The 15,077-nt window shown below is 72.0% G+C and carries 13 protein-coding genes and 1 tRNA gene; 10 read left to right on the forward strand and 4 right to left on the reverse strand.

Going from position 1 to position 15,077, the window contains the following annotated elements; all coding sequences use genetic code 11:
- Positions 1-18: 18 nt before the first annotated feature.
- Positions 19-1,089: a hypothetical protein gene (locus tag ACIBF8_RS01010; protein WP_396780280.1), complete on the reverse strand. Its 1,071-nt coding sequence runs from the start codon at positions 1,087-1,089 to the stop codon at positions 19-21.
- Between the two features lie 149 nt (positions 1,090-1,238).
- On the opposite strand from ACIBF8_RS01010, the gene metG reads away from it, so the two are divergent.
- Entirely contained in the window at positions 1,239-3,041 is a 1,803-nt protein-coding gene (metG, locus tag ACIBF8_RS01015; protein WP_396780281.1) for a methionine--tRNA ligase, read from the forward strand.
- 65 nt (positions 3,042-3,106) lie between these two features.
- Here metG and ACIBF8_RS01020 read toward each other — a convergent pair whose 3' ends face one another.
- Positions 3,107-4,354 (reverse strand): hypothetical protein, encoded by a 1,248-nt coding sequence (locus ACIBF8_RS01020; RefSeq protein WP_396780282.1) that lies wholly within the window; start codon positions 4,352-4,354, stop codon positions 3,107-3,109.
- A 140-nt stretch (positions 4,355-4,494) separates the two neighbouring features.
- Here ACIBF8_RS01020 and ACIBF8_RS01025 point away from each other — a divergent pair, with 140 nt between their 5' ends.
- From ACIBF8_RS01025 to ACIBF8_RS01055, 7 genes are all read left to right on the forward strand, one after another.
- Positions 4,495-5,394, forward strand: a complete 900-nt coding sequence (locus tag ACIBF8_RS01025; RefSeq protein ID WP_396780283.1) for a TatD family hydrolase — start codon at positions 4,495-4,497, stop codon at positions 5,392-5,394.
- 46 nt (positions 5,395-5,440) lie between these two features.
- Positions 5,441-6,310: a 16S rRNA (adenine(1518)-N(6)/adenine(1519)-N(6))-dimethyltransferase RsmA gene (rsmA, locus tag ACIBF8_RS01030; RefSeq protein ID WP_396780284.1), complete on the forward strand. Its 870-nt coding sequence runs from the start codon at positions 5,441-5,443 to the stop codon at positions 6,308-6,310.
- A 32-nt stretch (positions 6,311-6,342) separates the two neighbouring features.
- A complete protein-coding gene (locus ACIBF8_RS01035) occupies positions 6,343-6,927 on the forward strand; it encodes a Uma2 family endonuclease (protein WP_396780285.1) in 585 nt (194 codons plus the stop codon).
- On the forward strand, positions 6,924-7,874 hold the full coding sequence (locus ACIBF8_RS01040) for a 4-(cytidine 5'-diphospho)-2-C-methyl-D-erythritol kinase (RefSeq protein ID WP_396780286.1): 951 nt from the start codon (positions 6,924-6,926) through the stop codon (positions 7,872-7,874). Before ACIBF8_RS01035 ends, ACIBF8_RS01040 begins: the two co-directional genes overlap by 4 nt.
- A gap of 120 nt (positions 7,875-7,994) precedes the next feature.
- Positions 7,995-9,800, forward strand: a complete 1,806-nt coding sequence (locus tag ACIBF8_RS01045) for an ABC-F family ATP-binding cassette domain-containing protein (RefSeq protein ID WP_396780287.1) — start codon at positions 7,995-7,997, stop codon at positions 9,798-9,800.
- A 99-nt stretch (positions 9,801-9,899) separates the two neighbouring features.
- Positions 9,900-10,355: a DUF4383 domain-containing protein gene (locus ACIBF8_RS01050; protein ID WP_396780288.1), complete on the forward strand. Its 456-nt coding sequence runs from the start codon at positions 9,900-9,902 to the stop codon at positions 10,353-10,355.
- A 247-nt stretch (positions 10,356-10,602) separates the two neighbouring features.
- The gene (locus tag ACIBF8_RS01055; RefSeq protein WP_396780289.1) at positions 10,603-11,079 is read left to right on the forward strand and encodes a DUF4383 domain-containing protein; all 477 of its coding nucleotides are present in this window, start codon (positions 10,603-10,605) and stop codon (positions 11,077-11,079) included.
- A 36-nt stretch (positions 11,080-11,115) separates the two neighbouring features.
- Here ACIBF8_RS01055 and ACIBF8_RS01060 read toward each other — a convergent pair whose 3' ends face one another.
- Together ACIBF8_RS01060 and ACIBF8_RS01065 are read right to left on the reverse strand one after the other, a co-directional pair.
- Positions 11,116-11,817 (reverse strand): TetR family transcriptional regulator, encoded by a 702-nt coding sequence (locus tag ACIBF8_RS01060; protein ID WP_396780689.1) that lies wholly within the window; start codon positions 11,815-11,817, stop codon positions 11,116-11,118.
- Between the two features lie 224 nt (positions 11,818-12,041).
- Positions 12,042-13,007 carry an acyl-CoA desaturase gene (locus ACIBF8_RS01065; protein ID WP_396780290.1) on the reverse strand — a complete coding sequence of 322 codons (966 nt, stop codon included), beginning with the start codon at positions 13,005-13,007 and terminating at the stop codon, positions 12,042-12,044.
- A gap of 303 nt (positions 13,008-13,310) precedes the next feature.
- On the opposite strand from ACIBF8_RS01065, the gene ACIBF8_RS01070 reads away from it, so the two are divergent.
- Both ACIBF8_RS01070 and glmU read left to right on the forward strand, forming a co-directional pair.
- A tRNA-Gln gene (locus ACIBF8_RS01070) sits at positions 13,311-13,382 on the forward strand.
- Positions 13,383-13,492: 110 nt separating this feature from the next.
- A complete protein-coding gene (gene glmU, locus ACIBF8_RS01075; protein WP_396780291.1) occupies positions 13,493-15,025 on the forward strand; it encodes a bifunctional UDP-N-acetylglucosamine diphosphorylase/glucosamine-1-phosphate N-acetyltransferase GlmU in 1,533 nt (510 codons plus the stop codon).
- Positions 15,026-15,077 lie beyond the last annotated feature (52 nt).

Consider the following 15,077-nt stretch of genomic DNA (forward strand, 5'->3'; position numbering starts at 1 on the left):
GCTCGCCCAACGGTGGGGTCACCACGCGGCGGCCAGGAAGCCGACGGTGATCAGCGTGGGGCCGGCGATGGCGGCGGCCATCGCCCAGCGGCGGTGCCGGCGGCCGGGCAGCCGCGCCGATCCGGTCCACCGGACGATGCCGGCCGTGCAGCCCAGCACCACCAGCAGACCGGGCAGCCATCGCAGGTGCCGGCCCACGCCGACGTCCGCGTACGCGGTGTCGCTGTCCGGGCCGGTCATCCGCGCTGGCAGCGGCGTACCTGCGGCGTCCCCTCCGGCGGGCACGCCGCTGACCCGCACACCGTGGGCGATGAAGCGTCCCTCCTCGGCCGTGAAGATGCCCCGGCACCGCTGGGTGAGCCCGCCGCCGGTGCAGTCGTCGATCACCACCGTGCCCGTCCGGGCGTGCCCGACCGCGAGCCAGAACGGGCCGGCGCTGACCCAGGCGAAGAAGGCCGCGACCAGGCTCAGCAGCACCAACGCGGCGAGCCCGGGAAAGGGGTCCGGCGGCGGGACCGTACGGCTGGGTGCCCGGCGCCACGCCACCCGAAAGCGGCGGACCGGCTCGGGTGCCGGGTCCTTGCGGACCGGCGTGCCGTCCCAGTGCACCTGCTCGATCGGCGCCCAGAAGGCGTCACCGTCGTCGGCCAGCGTGTCGTCCGGCCGGCGGTCCCGCTGCCGACGGCTCTGCTGCCGGACCGGCACCCGACGCGGCACCGCGTCCACCGGCGCCCCGGTGGTCGGCTCCACCTCGACGGACTCCGCGCCGGGCTCCCCGGCGGCCGGCGCCGCGCCGCCCGACAGGCCCGCTGAGCCGGGCCGGGCCGGGCTGGGCTTGGGTGCGGCCGGAGTCGGCCGGGCCGGAGTGGGCGACGGCGCGGCCGGCGCGGGCCGGGCCGGGGTGGCGGACCTCCCCGCAGGCGTCGGTCGCTGTTCGCCCGGGTCGGCGCCCGGCACCAGTCGGGGCTGAGGCGCGACCCCGGCACCGCGGGGCACGGCGGGCTCGGGGCCCGGGTCGTTCCCGACCGCCGGTCCGGTGGGACGGTCCTCGTGGTCCCGCGCCGCTCGTCTGCCCGTCACGACGTTCATTGCACACCGGTCCGGGAGGCGGAACCGGCAGCTGAGCCGCGTGTCGGCGACAAATCGGACCAACGGGCGAGGTGGTCGGCCTGGTCCCCCGGTCGTGCACCCCCCATTGGTTCGCGGACGCCCCGGACGGGTCACTAGGCTTGCTGCTCATGAGTCACGTTCTCGCGGCAGTGGCCTGGCCGTACGCCAACGGCCCCCGCCACATCGGCCACGTCTCCGGTTTCGGCGTTCCCTCCGACGTCTTCGCCCGGTACATGCGGATGGCCGGCCACGACGTGCTCATGGTCTCCGGCACCGACGAGCACGGCACCCCGATCCAGGTGCAGGCCGACGCCGACGGGGTGACCCCGCGCGAGTTGGCCGACCGGTACAACAGGGTGATCGTCGAGGATCTGCACGGCCTCGGTCTCTCCTACGACCTGTTCACCCGCACCACCACGCGTAACCACTACGCGGTGGTGCAGGAGCTGTTCGAGGGGATGTACCGCAACGGCTACATCGTGCCGAAGACCACCATGGGCGCGATCTCCCCGTCCACCGGGCGCACCCTGCCCGACCGCTACATCGAGGGCACCTGCCCGATCTGCGGGTACGACAGCGCCCGCGGCGACCAGTGCGACAACTGTGGCAACCAGCTCGACCCGATCGACCTGATCGACCCGAAGTCGCGGATCAACGGCGAGACGCCGAAGTTCGTCGAGACCGAGCACTTCTTCCTGGACCTGCCGGCCCTGGCCGATGTGCTGCGGCAGTGGCTGGACACCCGCGAGGGGTGGCGGCCCAACGTGCTGCGGTTCTCCCGCAACCTGCTCGACGACCTCCAGCCCCGGGCGATCACCCGGGACCTGGAGTGGGGCGTGCCGATCCCGCTCGACGGCTGGCGCGACCGGCCCGACAAGCGGATCTACGTGTGGTTCGACGCGGTGATCGGCTACCTGTCCGCCTCGATCGAGTGGGCCCGCCGCTCCGGCGACCCGGACGCGTGGCGGAAGTGGTGGTCCACCGACGCCGAGGGTAAGGACGCCCGGTCCTACTACTTCATGGGCAAGGACAACATCGTCTTCCACTCGGTGATCTGGCCGGCGCTGCTCTCCGGATACTCCGGCGAGGGCTCCCGCGACGGTGAGCCGGGCGAGCTGGGTCGGCTCAACCTCCCCACCGAGGTGGTCTCCAGCGAATACCTGACCATGGAGGGGCGCAAGTTCTCCTCGTCCCGCAAGGTGGTCATCTACGTCCGCGACTTCCTGGAGCGCTACGACGCCGACGCGCTGCGCTACTTCATCGCCGCCGCCGGCCCGGAGAGCAACGACACCGACTTCACCTGGGCCGAGTTCCTGCGCCGCAACAACGACGAGCTGGTCGCCGGCTGGGGCAACCTGGTCAACCGGTCCGTCTCGATGGCGGCGAAGAACTTCGGGGCGATCCCGCCGGTCGACCCGGCCGGGCTCACCGAGGCCGACGAGGCGCTGCTCGCGGTGGCACGAGCCGGGTTCGCCACGGTGGGTGACCTGATCGGCCGGCACCGGCAGAAGCAGGCGATCGGTGAGGCGATGAAGGTGGTCGCCGAGGCCAACAGGTACCTCTCCGAGCAGGCGCCGTGGAAGCTCAAGGACGAGGCGGACAAGCCCCGGATGGGCACCATCCTGCACGTCGCCCTCCAGGTGATCAGCGACGCCAACACGCTGCTCACCCCGTTCCTGCCGCACTCCGCACAGCAGGTGCACGAGCTGCTCGGCGGCACTGGCGTGCACGCGCCGATGCCGGTGATCGAGCAGGTCGACGACCTGGACGGCGGTCCGGCGTACCCGGTGCTCACCGGGGACTACACCGTCGGCGCGCGCTGGGAGTCGGTGTCGATCGAGTCGGGCTGGCCGCTGGCCGTGCCGAAGCCGGTGTTCCGCAAGCTCGACCCGTCGATCGTCGACGAGGAGTTGGCCCGGCTGGCCGACTGAACACACGACGCACGACGCGTGGCGCACGACGCGCGGCGGCGGGGGCGCCCGGCCGCCGCGCGACGTCACATCGCGTACCGGGTGTCCATCACCTGGTCGTCGGTCACCTCGGCGCCCGGCGCCCAGACCTCGTAGACGCCCCGTTCCTGGCACTGCGCGCCAGTGGTGATCACGCTGTCCGGGTTCGGGAAGCGCAGGCGGATCCGCAGCCAGCCCGCCTCCTCCCGCAGCACCAGGCACGGCACGCCCCGCCACTGGGCGAACCGGAGCCGGCGGGCTACCGCGTCCACCGGGTAACGGGCCGCTCGGGTCATCGCCAGCACCCGGAACCCGCCGGGCAGGTCAGCGACCGCCTCGTACTCGTTGTCGCCGTACATCCCGACGAGTTGGGTGGAGCGGGGCGCGTCGGCGTTCGGGACGTACTCCTGGTCCGGGGAGAGGCCGGGCACCGCAGCCAGCAGATGCCGCCACTGCGGGCCCACCATCCGTAGCCAGCCGCGCTGCTCGGCCTGGTAGATGTAGAGCACCACCTCCGCCCCCTCCGCCGGATAGGCGACCAGGGCGGCGTTCGCCGGCATCGGCAGGTCGGCGAAGTCCCGGGTGATGAACTCCGGGATGAGTTGACCGTTGCTGGGCACGAAGCCGGTGCCCAGCACCGGGGCACCGAGCCGGTCCCGGGAGGGCAGCGCGGTCAGGCCGCGGTGGGCCTCGCCCACCGGCACGTCGTAGTCGCCCGGGTCGGACGCGCGCCAGCGCAGCGCGTACGCCACATCCGAGCCGTCCCGGCCGACGTCACCATCGCTCCGCAGCACCGTCGTCGTCGCCGGCGTCCGCAGGTGCGCCACATCGTGTTCGCGGTAGCAGAAGCCGTGCGGCAGCCACCCCCGTACGTAGCCGGCGAGCTGCTGGGCGGAGAGCACCTTCACCATCCGGGTGCCCCGCCGGATCACCGCCGACGCGCGCGCCGCCGCCAGCACCGGGTCACCCGCGGAGGACGGCTGCTGGCTGAGCTGGTGCAGGTACGCCCAACCCCGCTCGCGGTGCGCGGGCATCAGCAGCGGCATCTCCGGCTCGTCGGCCGGCTCGCTCGCCCCGTGCACCGCGGTCACCTCGGTGACGTGCACGAACCGGTGCCACGGCAGGGCGCTGCCCGGGCGGGGCGCCCACTCGAAGCCGGCCACCTCGTCGGCGCTGAACAGCTCGTACGCGGCGCCTCGGGCGATTTCCTCGGCCGGGTAGACGCCGCCACCGAACGCCACGCGCAGTCCGGTTCGTTCGCCGGCGGTGCCGCCGGCCCGGGGGGTGACGCTCATGTCGTCACTTCCCTCTCCCTCAGCGAGATGCCGTGTTGGCTCGGTGGCGCGCTGCGTCCACTCACGCGGCGACGGTAGAGTCGCGCGGCGTAGTCGAGGTGAACGTCGGGTGGCGGGCAGATGGACAGGCCCGGTGTGTGATGCTGTCGCTGATGAGCGAGCCCACTGAGTCCCGCCGGGAGCGCGCCGCGCGCCGGGCCGGAGAGTTTCCACCCGTCCCCGAGTCGCTGCCCCGGCCGGTACTGGACAGCCACACGCACCTGGACATCACGGTCAGCGAGGCCGGTGTGCCCGGTGGCGGACCGGCCGACGACCCGGTTGCCGCGGCCATCGAGTTGGCCACGAAGGTCGGCGTGGACCGGCTGGTCCAGGTGGGCGTGGACGTCGCCTCCTCGCGGTGGGGCGCGGACACCGCCGACCGGTACCCCGCCGTGCTGGCCACCGTGGCGCTGCATCCCAACGAGGCGCCCCGGCTGGACGACCTCGACGAGGCGTTGCGGGAGATCGAGTCACTCGCCGCCCGGGACCGGGTCCGGGGGATCGGCGAGACCGGAATGGACTTCTTCCGGACCGGCGACGAGGGGCGTGCCGCGCAGGAGGCGAGCTTCCGGGCGCACATCGCCATCGCCAAGCGGTACGACAAGACGCTGGTCATCCACGACCGGGAAGCGCACGTCGACGTGTTGCGGATCCTCGACGACGAGGGCGCTCCCGACCGGGTGGTGCTGCACTGCTTCTCCGGCGACGCCGACTTCGCCCGCGAGTGCGTTCGCCGCGGCTATCTGCTGAGCTTCGCCGGCACCGTCACCTTCGGCAGCGCGACCGCGCTGCGCGAGGCCGCCGCACTCACCCCCGTGGACCAGATGCTGGTGGAGACCGACGCCCCGTACCTCACCCCGATGCCGCATCGCGGCCGGCCCAACGCGTCGTACCTGATCCCGCTCACCGTCCGCGCGCTCGCCGCGACCACCGGCAGCGACCTGGACGAGCTGTGCGCGGCCATCTCCGCCACCGGCGACCGGGCCTTCGGCCCGTGGTGAGCCCGGCCCGACGGTCGACCCCGACCCCGTCGCTACGCTGCCAGGCATGACCGGTCTCCTCGGCCCGGCGGAGATCCGGGAACTCGCCGCCCGGCTGGGCGTCGCGCCCACCAAGAAGCTGGGCCAGAACTTCGTGCACGACCCGAACACCGTGCGTCGGATCGTCACCGCCGCCGGCCTGACCCCCGACGACGTGGCCCTGGAGGTGGGGCCCGGCCTCGGCTCGCTGACCCTGGGACTGCTGCCGGTCGCCGGGCACGTGCACGCCGTGGAGATCGACCCGGTGCTCGCCGGGGCGCTGCCGGAGACCGTCGCCCGGCACGCCGGGGCCGATGCCGCCCGGCTCACCGTGCACCGCGCCGACGCGCTGCGCATCGCCGCCGCCGAGCTGGCCGAGCCACCGCCGACCGCGCTGGTGGCGAACCTGCCCTACAACGTCGCCGTTCCCGTGGTGCTGCACCTGCTCGCCGTGCTGCCCACCCTGCGGCACGGTCTGGTGATGGTGCAGAAGGAGGTCGCCGACCGGCTCGTCGCCGGTCCCGGCTCCAAGGTGTACGGCATCCCGTCGGTGAAGCTCGCCTGGTACGCCCAGGCCCGGGGTGCCGGCCGCGTGCCGCCGAACGTGTTCTGGCCGGTGCCCAACGTCGACTCCGGCCTGGTCGCCTTCGCCTGTCAAGAGCCACCCCGCTCCGACGTACCCCGGGAACGGGTCTTCGCGGTGGTGGACGCGGCGTTCGCGCAGCGCCGCAAGACGTTGCGCGCCGCGTTGGCCGGCTGGGCCGGCGGCGCGGACCGGGCCGCCGCCGCGCTCACCGCCGCCGGCGTCGACCCCGGTGCCCGCGGGGAGTCACTGACCGTCGAGCAGTTCGCCGCCATCGCCGCGTCGGCTCCGGTCGGTACGCCGGCCGCGAAGTAGGCTGACGGCGTGCCCGCCGAGGAGGTGTACGAGTGACCGCGCAGCCGATCGAGCCCGCCTCCCACGGGATGTGGACCCCGGATCCCGTCCGGCAGCGGCTGGCCAACCACACCATCGAGGACGTGTTGGCCCTGCCCGACGACGCCCCCCGCGTCGAGCTACGTGACGGAGTCCTCGTCGTGGTTCCTTCCCCGACCTTCGGTCATCAGAACATCGGCAACCTGTTGTGGATGTGGTTGCGGCAGTACGCGCCGGTCGAGTTGACGCCGGCCACCGCCGTCGGGGTGGCCATCAACTACCGAAACTCCCTCGAACCCGACGTCGTCCTGCTGAAGCGTCCGGTGGCGGTCGACCATCACTACTTCGAGGCTGAGCAGGTCGTGCTCGCCGTCGAGGTCGTTTCGCCCGGCACCCGACGGCGGGACCGGCTGGAGAAGCCGGCGGACTACGCCGACGCCGGGATCCGGCACTACTGGCGCATCGAGCAGAATCCGGTGCATGTGTACGCGTACGACCTGGTTGACGGCCGGTACGAGTTGGCCGCCGACTCCGCCGAGGAGCTGATCGTGGCCAAGCCGTTCGACATCCGCCTGCGCGTGCGGGACATCACCCCGTGACCGAGGCCTGGCGACCAGAGGACGAGGACGAGCGACGCGGGGCCATCGGCCCGGTGCGGGTGCGGGTGCCCGCGAAGGTGAACCTGCACCTCGGGGTGGGTCCGCTGCGCCGCGACGGCTACCACGAGCTGAACACGGTGTACCACGCCATCTCGATCTACGACGAGCTGACGGCCCGCCGGGGCGACACCCTCGCCCTGACCATGGAGGGTGAGGGCACCGGCGAGCTGGCCCTGGACGACACCAACCTGGTGATCCGCGCGGCGCACGCCCTCGCCGGGTACGCGGGCGTGTTGCCGCACGCTCGACTGCACCTGCGCAAGCAGATCCCGCTCGCCGGTGGGTTGGCCGGTGGCAGCGCCGACGCGGCTGCCGCGCTGGTGGCCTGTGACGCGCTCTGGGGCACCGGGTTGTCTCGCGACGAGTTGGCCGGCATCGCCGCCGACCTCGGCTCGGACGTGCCGTTCCTGATCTACGGCGGCACCGCGCTGGGCACCGGCCGGGGCGAGGCGGTCAGTCCCGTGCTGGCCCGCCCGACCTCCTGGCACTGGGTGGTGGCGATCGCCGACGCTGGCCTGTCCACCCCGACCGCGTACCGGGAGCTGGATCGGCTCCGCGACTCTGGTGCCGCGGGCGCCCCGCTGGGCAGCACCGATGCCCTGCTGGGCGCGCTGCGCCAGCGCGACCCCCGGGTGCTCGCCCGTACGCTCGGCAACGACCTCCAGGACGCCGCGCTGGCCATGCGGCCCGCGCTGGCCGACACTCTCAAGGCCGGCGAGGCGGCCGGCGCGCTCACCGGCATCGTCTCCGGTTCCGGCCCGACCTGCGTGTTCCTTGCCGCCGACGCGGCCGACGCGGAGCGGATCGCCGCCGAGCTGACCGCGGCGGGCGTCTGCCGGGAGGCGCGGGTCGCGCACGGCCCGGTGGCCGGCGCCCGCATCGGTTGACGACGGGTCGCACCGGGGCTGCCGGCACGCGGCGCGGGCGTCCGGGGAGTCCGCGTACCCTTGGGACAGGCGTCCAGGTGCCCGCCGGCACCGGGACGCCTTGATCATGAAGGGTGGAACGTGGCGAACATCGTCAATCTGGACCGGGTGTCCAAGGGGTACGGCGCCGCCGGGCGGCTCCTCACGGACGTTTCGCTCGGCCTGGACGACGCCGACCGGATCGGCGTGGTCGGCCTCAACGGTGCCGGCAAGTCCACCCTGCTGCGGCTGCTCACCAAGCAGGAAGGCCCCGACGACGGCCGGGTGACCCACCGCCGCGACCTGCGCGTGCTCTGGCTGCCGCAGCAGCTCACCCTCGCCCCCGAGGCCACCGTCCGGGACGTCGTGCTCGGCACCGCCTGGCTCGCCGAGGGCATGGGCGCCGAGCACGAGTGGGCCGGCGACGCCGGGGTGCGTGCCATCCTCGACGGCCTCGGCATGCCGCACCTCGGCCTCGACCAACCGGTCGGCCCGATGTCCGGTGGGGAACGCCGCCGGGTGGCGCTCGCCGCGCTGCTCGTCCGTGACTCCGAACTGCTCATCCTCGACGAGCCCACCAACCACCTGGACGTCGGCGGTGTCGACTGGCTGGCCCGGCACCTGATCGGCCGCAAGGGCGCCCTGGTCGTGGTCACCCACGACCGGTGGTTCCTGGACGCGGTCTGCACCACCACGTGGGAGATCGCCGACCAGACCGTCCGCGCCTATGAGGGTGGCTTCGCCGCCTGGACCCTCGCCCGCGCCGAACGCGAGCGCGTCGCCGCGGCCACCGAGGCCCGCCGGCAGAACCTGCTCCGCAAGGAGATCGCCTGGCTGCGCCGTGGTCCGCCGGCCCGGACCTCCAAGCCCCAGTTCCGCATCGACGCCGCGAACGCGTTGATCGCCGACGTGCCGCCCGCGCGGGACACCATGTCCCTGCAACGCATGGCCGTCTCCCGGCTCGGCAAGCAGGTGTACGACCTGGAGAACGTCGAGCTGCACGCCGGCCCGAAGGAGATCCTGCGCGACGTCACCTGGCTGGTCGGCCCCGGCGACCGCATTGCCATCCTCGGTGCGAACGGCGCCGGTAAGACCACGCTGCTGCGGATGCTCGCCGGCATCACCCGCCCCGACGGTGGCCGTCTCGGCACCGGCTCCACCGTACGGCCCGCGTTCCTCTCCCAGGAGCTGGCCGAGCTGCCCGGGCACCTGCGGGTGCTGGAAGCGGTGGAGGAGGTCGCCCGCCGGGTCCAACTCGGGGACCGGGAGGTGTCCGCCGCGCAGCTCGCCGAGGTGTTCGGCTTCGACGACCGCCGACTCTGGACCCCGGTCAGTGACCTCTCCGGTGGGGAACGCCGCCGGTTGCAGATGCTGCGGCTGCTCGCCGGCGAGCCCAACGTGCTGCTCTTCGACGAGCCCACCAACGACCTGGACACGGACACCCTCGCCGCGCTGGAGGACCTGCTCGACTCGTGGCCCGGCACGATCATCGTGGCCAGCCACGACCGGTACCTGATCGAGCGGGTCACCGACACGGCGTACGGGATGTTCGGCGACGGTCGGCTGGTGCACCTGCCGGGCGGGGTGGACGAATATCTCGCGCGCACCGCCGAGCGGGCTGGCACCAGCCGTGCCGGGGCCAACCCGACCGCCGCGACCGCCGGCCCGACCCCGGGCGGCATGTCCGCCGCCGAGGTCCGCCAGGCGCGCAAGGAGTTGACCCGCCTGGAGCGACAACTCGGCAAGCTTGATCAGCGCGAGACCACGCTGCTCGACCAGCTCGCCGCCGACGCCACCGACTACGCCCGGGTCGCCGAGCTGGACGCCCAGCTCAAGGATCTGCGCGCCGAGCGGGAGCGGATCGAGGAGAGTTGGATGACCCTCGCCGAGGATCTGCCCGAGAGCTGACCGGTCGGGCGCGCCGGCCGGGGCCGTGTGCGGCGTCACACCACCACATGCGCGACAATCGTCGGCGACACCTCACCCCACGGCGTTGGAGACACAGACATGGCCCACACCCCCGTCAACCACCCCGCGCGGCCGATCTACCGGGCGATCGGCGGGCTGACCGGTCTGTACCTGGTCGTCTTCGGTGTGCTCGGCATCATCGCCAGCACCGGCAACGAGATCCTCGCCCAGGACGACACCCGGGTCCTCGGTCAGGGCACCAACCTTGGTTTCTCGCTGCTCAGCGTGCTGCTCGGGATCGTCGTGCTGGTCGGCACCGTGCTCGGCCGCAACATCGACGTGGTGATCAACCAGTGGCTGGCGTACAGCCTGATGGTGGTCAGCCTGGCCGGTCTCGCGTTCATCCGGACCGACGCCAACATCTTCAACTTCAGCATCGCCACCGTGATCGTCGTGATGACCGCCGCCCTGGTGCTGCTCATGGTCGGCATGTACGGCAAGGTCGGCACGGACGATGAGGCGGAGGCGTTCCAGAAGGCTCGTCTCGTTCTCTGATCCTCGTTTTTTGGTTGCGGTGGTGGTTTTCGCCGGAGCCTGAGCTGTTGCGGTGGTGGTTTTCGCCGGAGCCCGAGCTGCTCCGGGCGGTCAGGCTTGATCCCTGCGCAGCTCGGGCTCCGGCGAAAACCTGACCTGGTCCTGCCTGCGGCGGACCTTCCGCATTGGGGTTTCCCGGACAGTTGGCTGGGCCTTGGGTGACAATCCTCCTGAATCGGTCTAACTCAGGTGGATGGGGATCAGGGGCATGCCGCACTTTCCGGTGAACCATCCGGCACGGCCGCTCTACCGGGTGCTCTCCGGTCTGATCGGCGTCTACATCCTGGTCTTCGGCGTCTGGGGCGTCGCCGAGACGATCGGCGACCCGCTCTTCGCCCGCGACGGCACCTGGGCCCTCGGGCTACGGACCAACCTGGCCTTCTCGCTCGCCTCGGTGGTCTTCGGAATCGTCCTGATCATCGGGGCCTCGCGGCGTAGCAACCTCGGCCACTACATGAACCTCACCGCTGGCGTGGTGTTCCTGGTGACCAGCATCCTGATGATGTCGGTGCTGCAGACCGGGGCGAACTTCCTCAACTTCTCGATGTCGACGGTGATCGTGTCGATGCTGTTCGGCCTGATCCTGCTTGGCACCGGCCTCTACGACAAGGTCGGCCCACCGGAGCACGCCGAGGCGGAGTTGGAGAACCGCAAGCACCCGGTGGCCGATGTGCACCGCCGCTGACCGGGGTCAGTCGCGCCCGCCGCACGGTGACCGGAGTCAGTGGCGTCGGGCGGTGATCAGCGTGGGCTTCGCCTCCAGGTGCGACAACCCGTTCCAGGCCAGGTTGACGAGGTGCGCCGCCACCGTCTCCTTGCGCGGCTTACGCACCTCCAACCACCAGCGGCCGGTGAGTGCCACCATGCCGACCAGCGCCTGCGAGTACAGCTCGGCGAGCTTCGGGTCGTAGCCGCGGCTCTTGAACTCGGCGCCCAGGATGTGCTCGACCTGGTGCGCCACGTCGTTCATGACGCTGCTGAAGTTGGCCGTGCCGGACATCAGTGGCGACTCGCGGACCAGCACCCGGAACCCGCTGGTCTCCTCCTCGATGTAGCCCAGCAGGGCCAGCGCCGCCTGCTCCAGCAACTCCCGCGGATGCCCGGCGGTCAACGCCGTGGTGATCCGGTCCAACAGGGCCCGGACCTCCCGGTCCACCACCACCGCGTAGAGCCCTTCCTTGCCACCGAAGTGCTCGTACACCACCGGCTTGGAGACCTTGGCGCGGGCCGCCACCTCCTCGATCGAGGTGGCGTCGAAACCGCGCTCGGCGAAGAGTTGCCGGCCGGTCGCGATCAACTGCTCCCGTCGTTGGGCCGCCGACATGCGGACCCGCGAGGTGGGTTTGGCCTTTACTGCCGGGGCGGGCGTCGTGGCCCGTCGGCCGCCGACGGCCGTGCCCTCATCGTCGCTGACCTCGGGCATGTCGCCGCCTCGCTGGCGCTCGGTGACGCCCTGCCGTGGAATGGTGCCTCCGCTGTGCCCGTTCACGTCGTCGCCTCACTGTCGGGCGGTCCGACCGCCCTGCCGCGCCGTTCGACCGTACTCGGATCGGGCTCGGCCCCCCGTCCGCCGAGCCGTCCGGTCCCCCCGCGTGGCTCGGTCATCCGGCCATCCTGCCAGGCGGCATCCCCGTGCGCCGCCCGGTTTCAGTGGGGTGCGACCGGCTTCACGAGCTTGGCGGCGAGGCGCTCCGGCTTTGGCCAGCGCACCTGGGTCGCCGCGCCGGTCTTCTCGAACAACCAGATCACCCGGGCCGAGATGTCGACCTGGCCGCGCAGCACGCCGTGCCGGGCGCTGGTCGGGTCGGCGTGGTGCAGGTTGTGCCAGCTCTCGCCGAACGACAGGATCGCCAGTGGCCAGAAGTTCGACGCGCGGTCGCCCTGGCGCATCGCGAACGGGCGCTCGCCATAGACGTGGCAGACCGAGTTGATCGCCCAGGTGACGTGGTGCAGAAGGCCGACCCGGACCAGCCCGGCCCAGAAGAACGCGGTCAGCGCGCCCTGCCAGGACCAGGTCACCAGGCCGCCGATCAGCGCCGGCCCGAGCAGCGAGGTGGCCACCAGCGCGGGGAAGAGCCGATCGACCCGGCTGATGTCGCGGTCGGCGATGAGGTCCGGTGCGAAACGCTCGCGGTTGGACAGCTCCCGGCGGAACAGCCAGCCCACGTGCGCGTGGAACAGACCTCGGGTCAACGCCCAGAAGCTGGTGCCGAAGCGCCACGGCGAGTGCGGGTCGCCCTCCAGGTCGGAGAACGCGTGGTGCCGCCGGTGGTCGGCCACCCACTGGATGATCTCGCCCTGCACCGCCAGCGATCCCGCGACCGCCAGAGTCACCCGCAGCCACCGCTTGGCCTTGAAGGAGCCGTGCGTGAAGTAGCGGTGGAAGCCGACGGTGATGCCGAGCCCGGAGACGACGTACCAGACCAGGCCGATGATCACGTCGGTCCAGCCCAGCCAGCCGCCCCAGGCCACCGGAACGGCGACCAGCAAAGCGACGAAGGGGATCACCACGAAAGCCCAGAGGGCGGCCAGGATGCCGGGGGACTGGCTGCCGTCGGTGAGTGGTTTGGGGCCGGGCGCGGAGGGGTTGGGATCGAGCAGAGCAGTGGACATGGGACCTCGCAGGGGGATGGAAACGATCACGAAGTTACGCCTACGTCACCGTAACTTACGGCAGCGTAGATCGCACGGGGAAGTTTGGAATGCTCTTCGCGTACTCGCGGAAAGTCGCAGGTCAGGCGGGGTAATGGCGGGTGCGTAAGCGGAGCTCGGGGATGTCCGGAGCGCTCTTCCCGGGGCGGCGCGGCTGCGGATCGCTCGCGGTGCGGCGGGATGAGCGATGGCGTCCGGCGGCTGGGGCGCTAAGGTGTACCGGCGGGGATGTCCATCCCACCTGCGACGCGCTTGCGTCACTGATCGGCCGTGGTGTAATTGGCAACACCCGGGTCTTTGGTACCCGTATTTCAGGTTCGAACCCTGGCGGCCGAGCTGCCCACCTACGTCCGTTTTAGGGTCCGGTGGGGGTAAGAGGGGACCGTGCCGGGCCTCGCGGCTAGCATGGCCGCGAGAGTGTCCGCCGTCCCGACGGGAGCCACGTCGTGCCCCAGCCCCACCTTCGTACCGTCGTCGTACTCGCCGCCGGTGAGGGCAAGCGGATGAAGTCGACACTGCCCAAGGTGCTGCACCCCCTGCTCGGTCGGACGCTGCTCGGTCACGTGCTGAGCGCCGCCGCCCCGCTGGGCGCGGACCGCACCGTCGTGGTGGTGGGGCACGGTGCCGACCAGGTCCGGGCGCACCTGTCCGAGGTCGCCCCGGACGCCACGCCGGTGCTCCAGGCCGAGCAGCTCGGCACCGGGCACGCCGTGCGGATCGCGCTGGACGCCGTACCGGACGGCGCCGGCACGGTCGTGGTGATCAACGGGGACGTGCCCCTGCTGCGACCCGAGACGGTGGGCGCGCTGGTGACCGCGCACGAGGAGGCCGCCGCGGCGGCCACCGTGCTGGCCGCCGAGGTGCCCGACCCGACCGGCCTCGGCCGGATCGTCCGGGACGCCGACGGCCACCTGGAGCAGATCGTCGAGGAACGCGACGCCAACCCGGCGCAGCGCGCGATCCGGGAGATCAACGCCGGCATCTACGCGTTCGACGCGGTGCGGCTGCGCGAGGCGCTGGGCAAGCTCTCCACCGACAACGACCAGGGCGAGGAATACCTCACCGACGTCTTCGGCCTGCTCCGCTCGGCCGGCGAGCCGGTGGCGGTGCACGTGGCCGCGGACCACGTCGAGACGTTGGGCTGCAACGACCGGGTGGAGCTGGCGACGCTGCGCCGGCTGCTGCGCGACCGGGTCAACGAGGCGTGGATGCGCACCGGCGTGAGCCTGCTCGACCCCGCGACCACCTGGATCGACGTGACGGTCGCGCTGGACCGGGACGCGGTGATTGACCAGAACACCCAGCTGCGCGGCGGCACGGTGGTCGGCGCGGGTGCGTTGGTCGGCCCGGACGTCACGCTCGTCGACACGATCGTCGGCCCCGCCGCGTCGGTGGTCCGCAGCCATGCTGTCGGCGCAGAGGTGGGCGCGGGCGCGACCGTCGGGCCGTACGCGTACCTGCGGCCGGCGGCGCGGTTGGCCGAGAAGGCGAAGGTCGGCACGTTCGTCGAGGTGAAAAACTCCGAGATCGGCCCGGGCTCGAAGGTGCCGCACCTGACGTACGTGGGCGACGCGACGATCGGTGAGCAGACCAACATCGGCGCGGCGACGATCTTCGTGAACTACGACGGGGTCAACAAGCACCGCACGGTCATCGGCAGCCACGCGCGAACCGGCGCGGACAACATGTTCGTGGCGCCGGTCGAGGTGGGCGACGGGGCGTACACGGCTGCCGGTTCGGTGATCGTCGACGACGTACCGGCGGGCGCCATGGGTGTCGCGCGGGCGCGGCAGCGCAACATCGAGGGCTGGGTGGTGAAGCGGCGGGCCGGTACCGCTGCGGCCGAGGCGGCGCAGCGGGCTCGCGATGCGAAGGGTGCGTCGGAGGAGGCCAGTGTCGCAAGTGACAGTGAGGCAATCCACGGGGCGGCCGAGACGGTGGGCGGCGCATCCGGCCCGGGAGATACTGCAACCGAATAGTCCCTGACCCACCACCACCGGGTCGGGTACCGCCGACAAAACGGGAGCAGAC

This window comes from Micromonospora sp. NPDC050276 (assembly GCF_044459545.1).
Lineage (GTDB): Bacteria > Actinomycetota > Actinomycetes > Mycobacteriales > Micromonosporaceae > Micromonospora.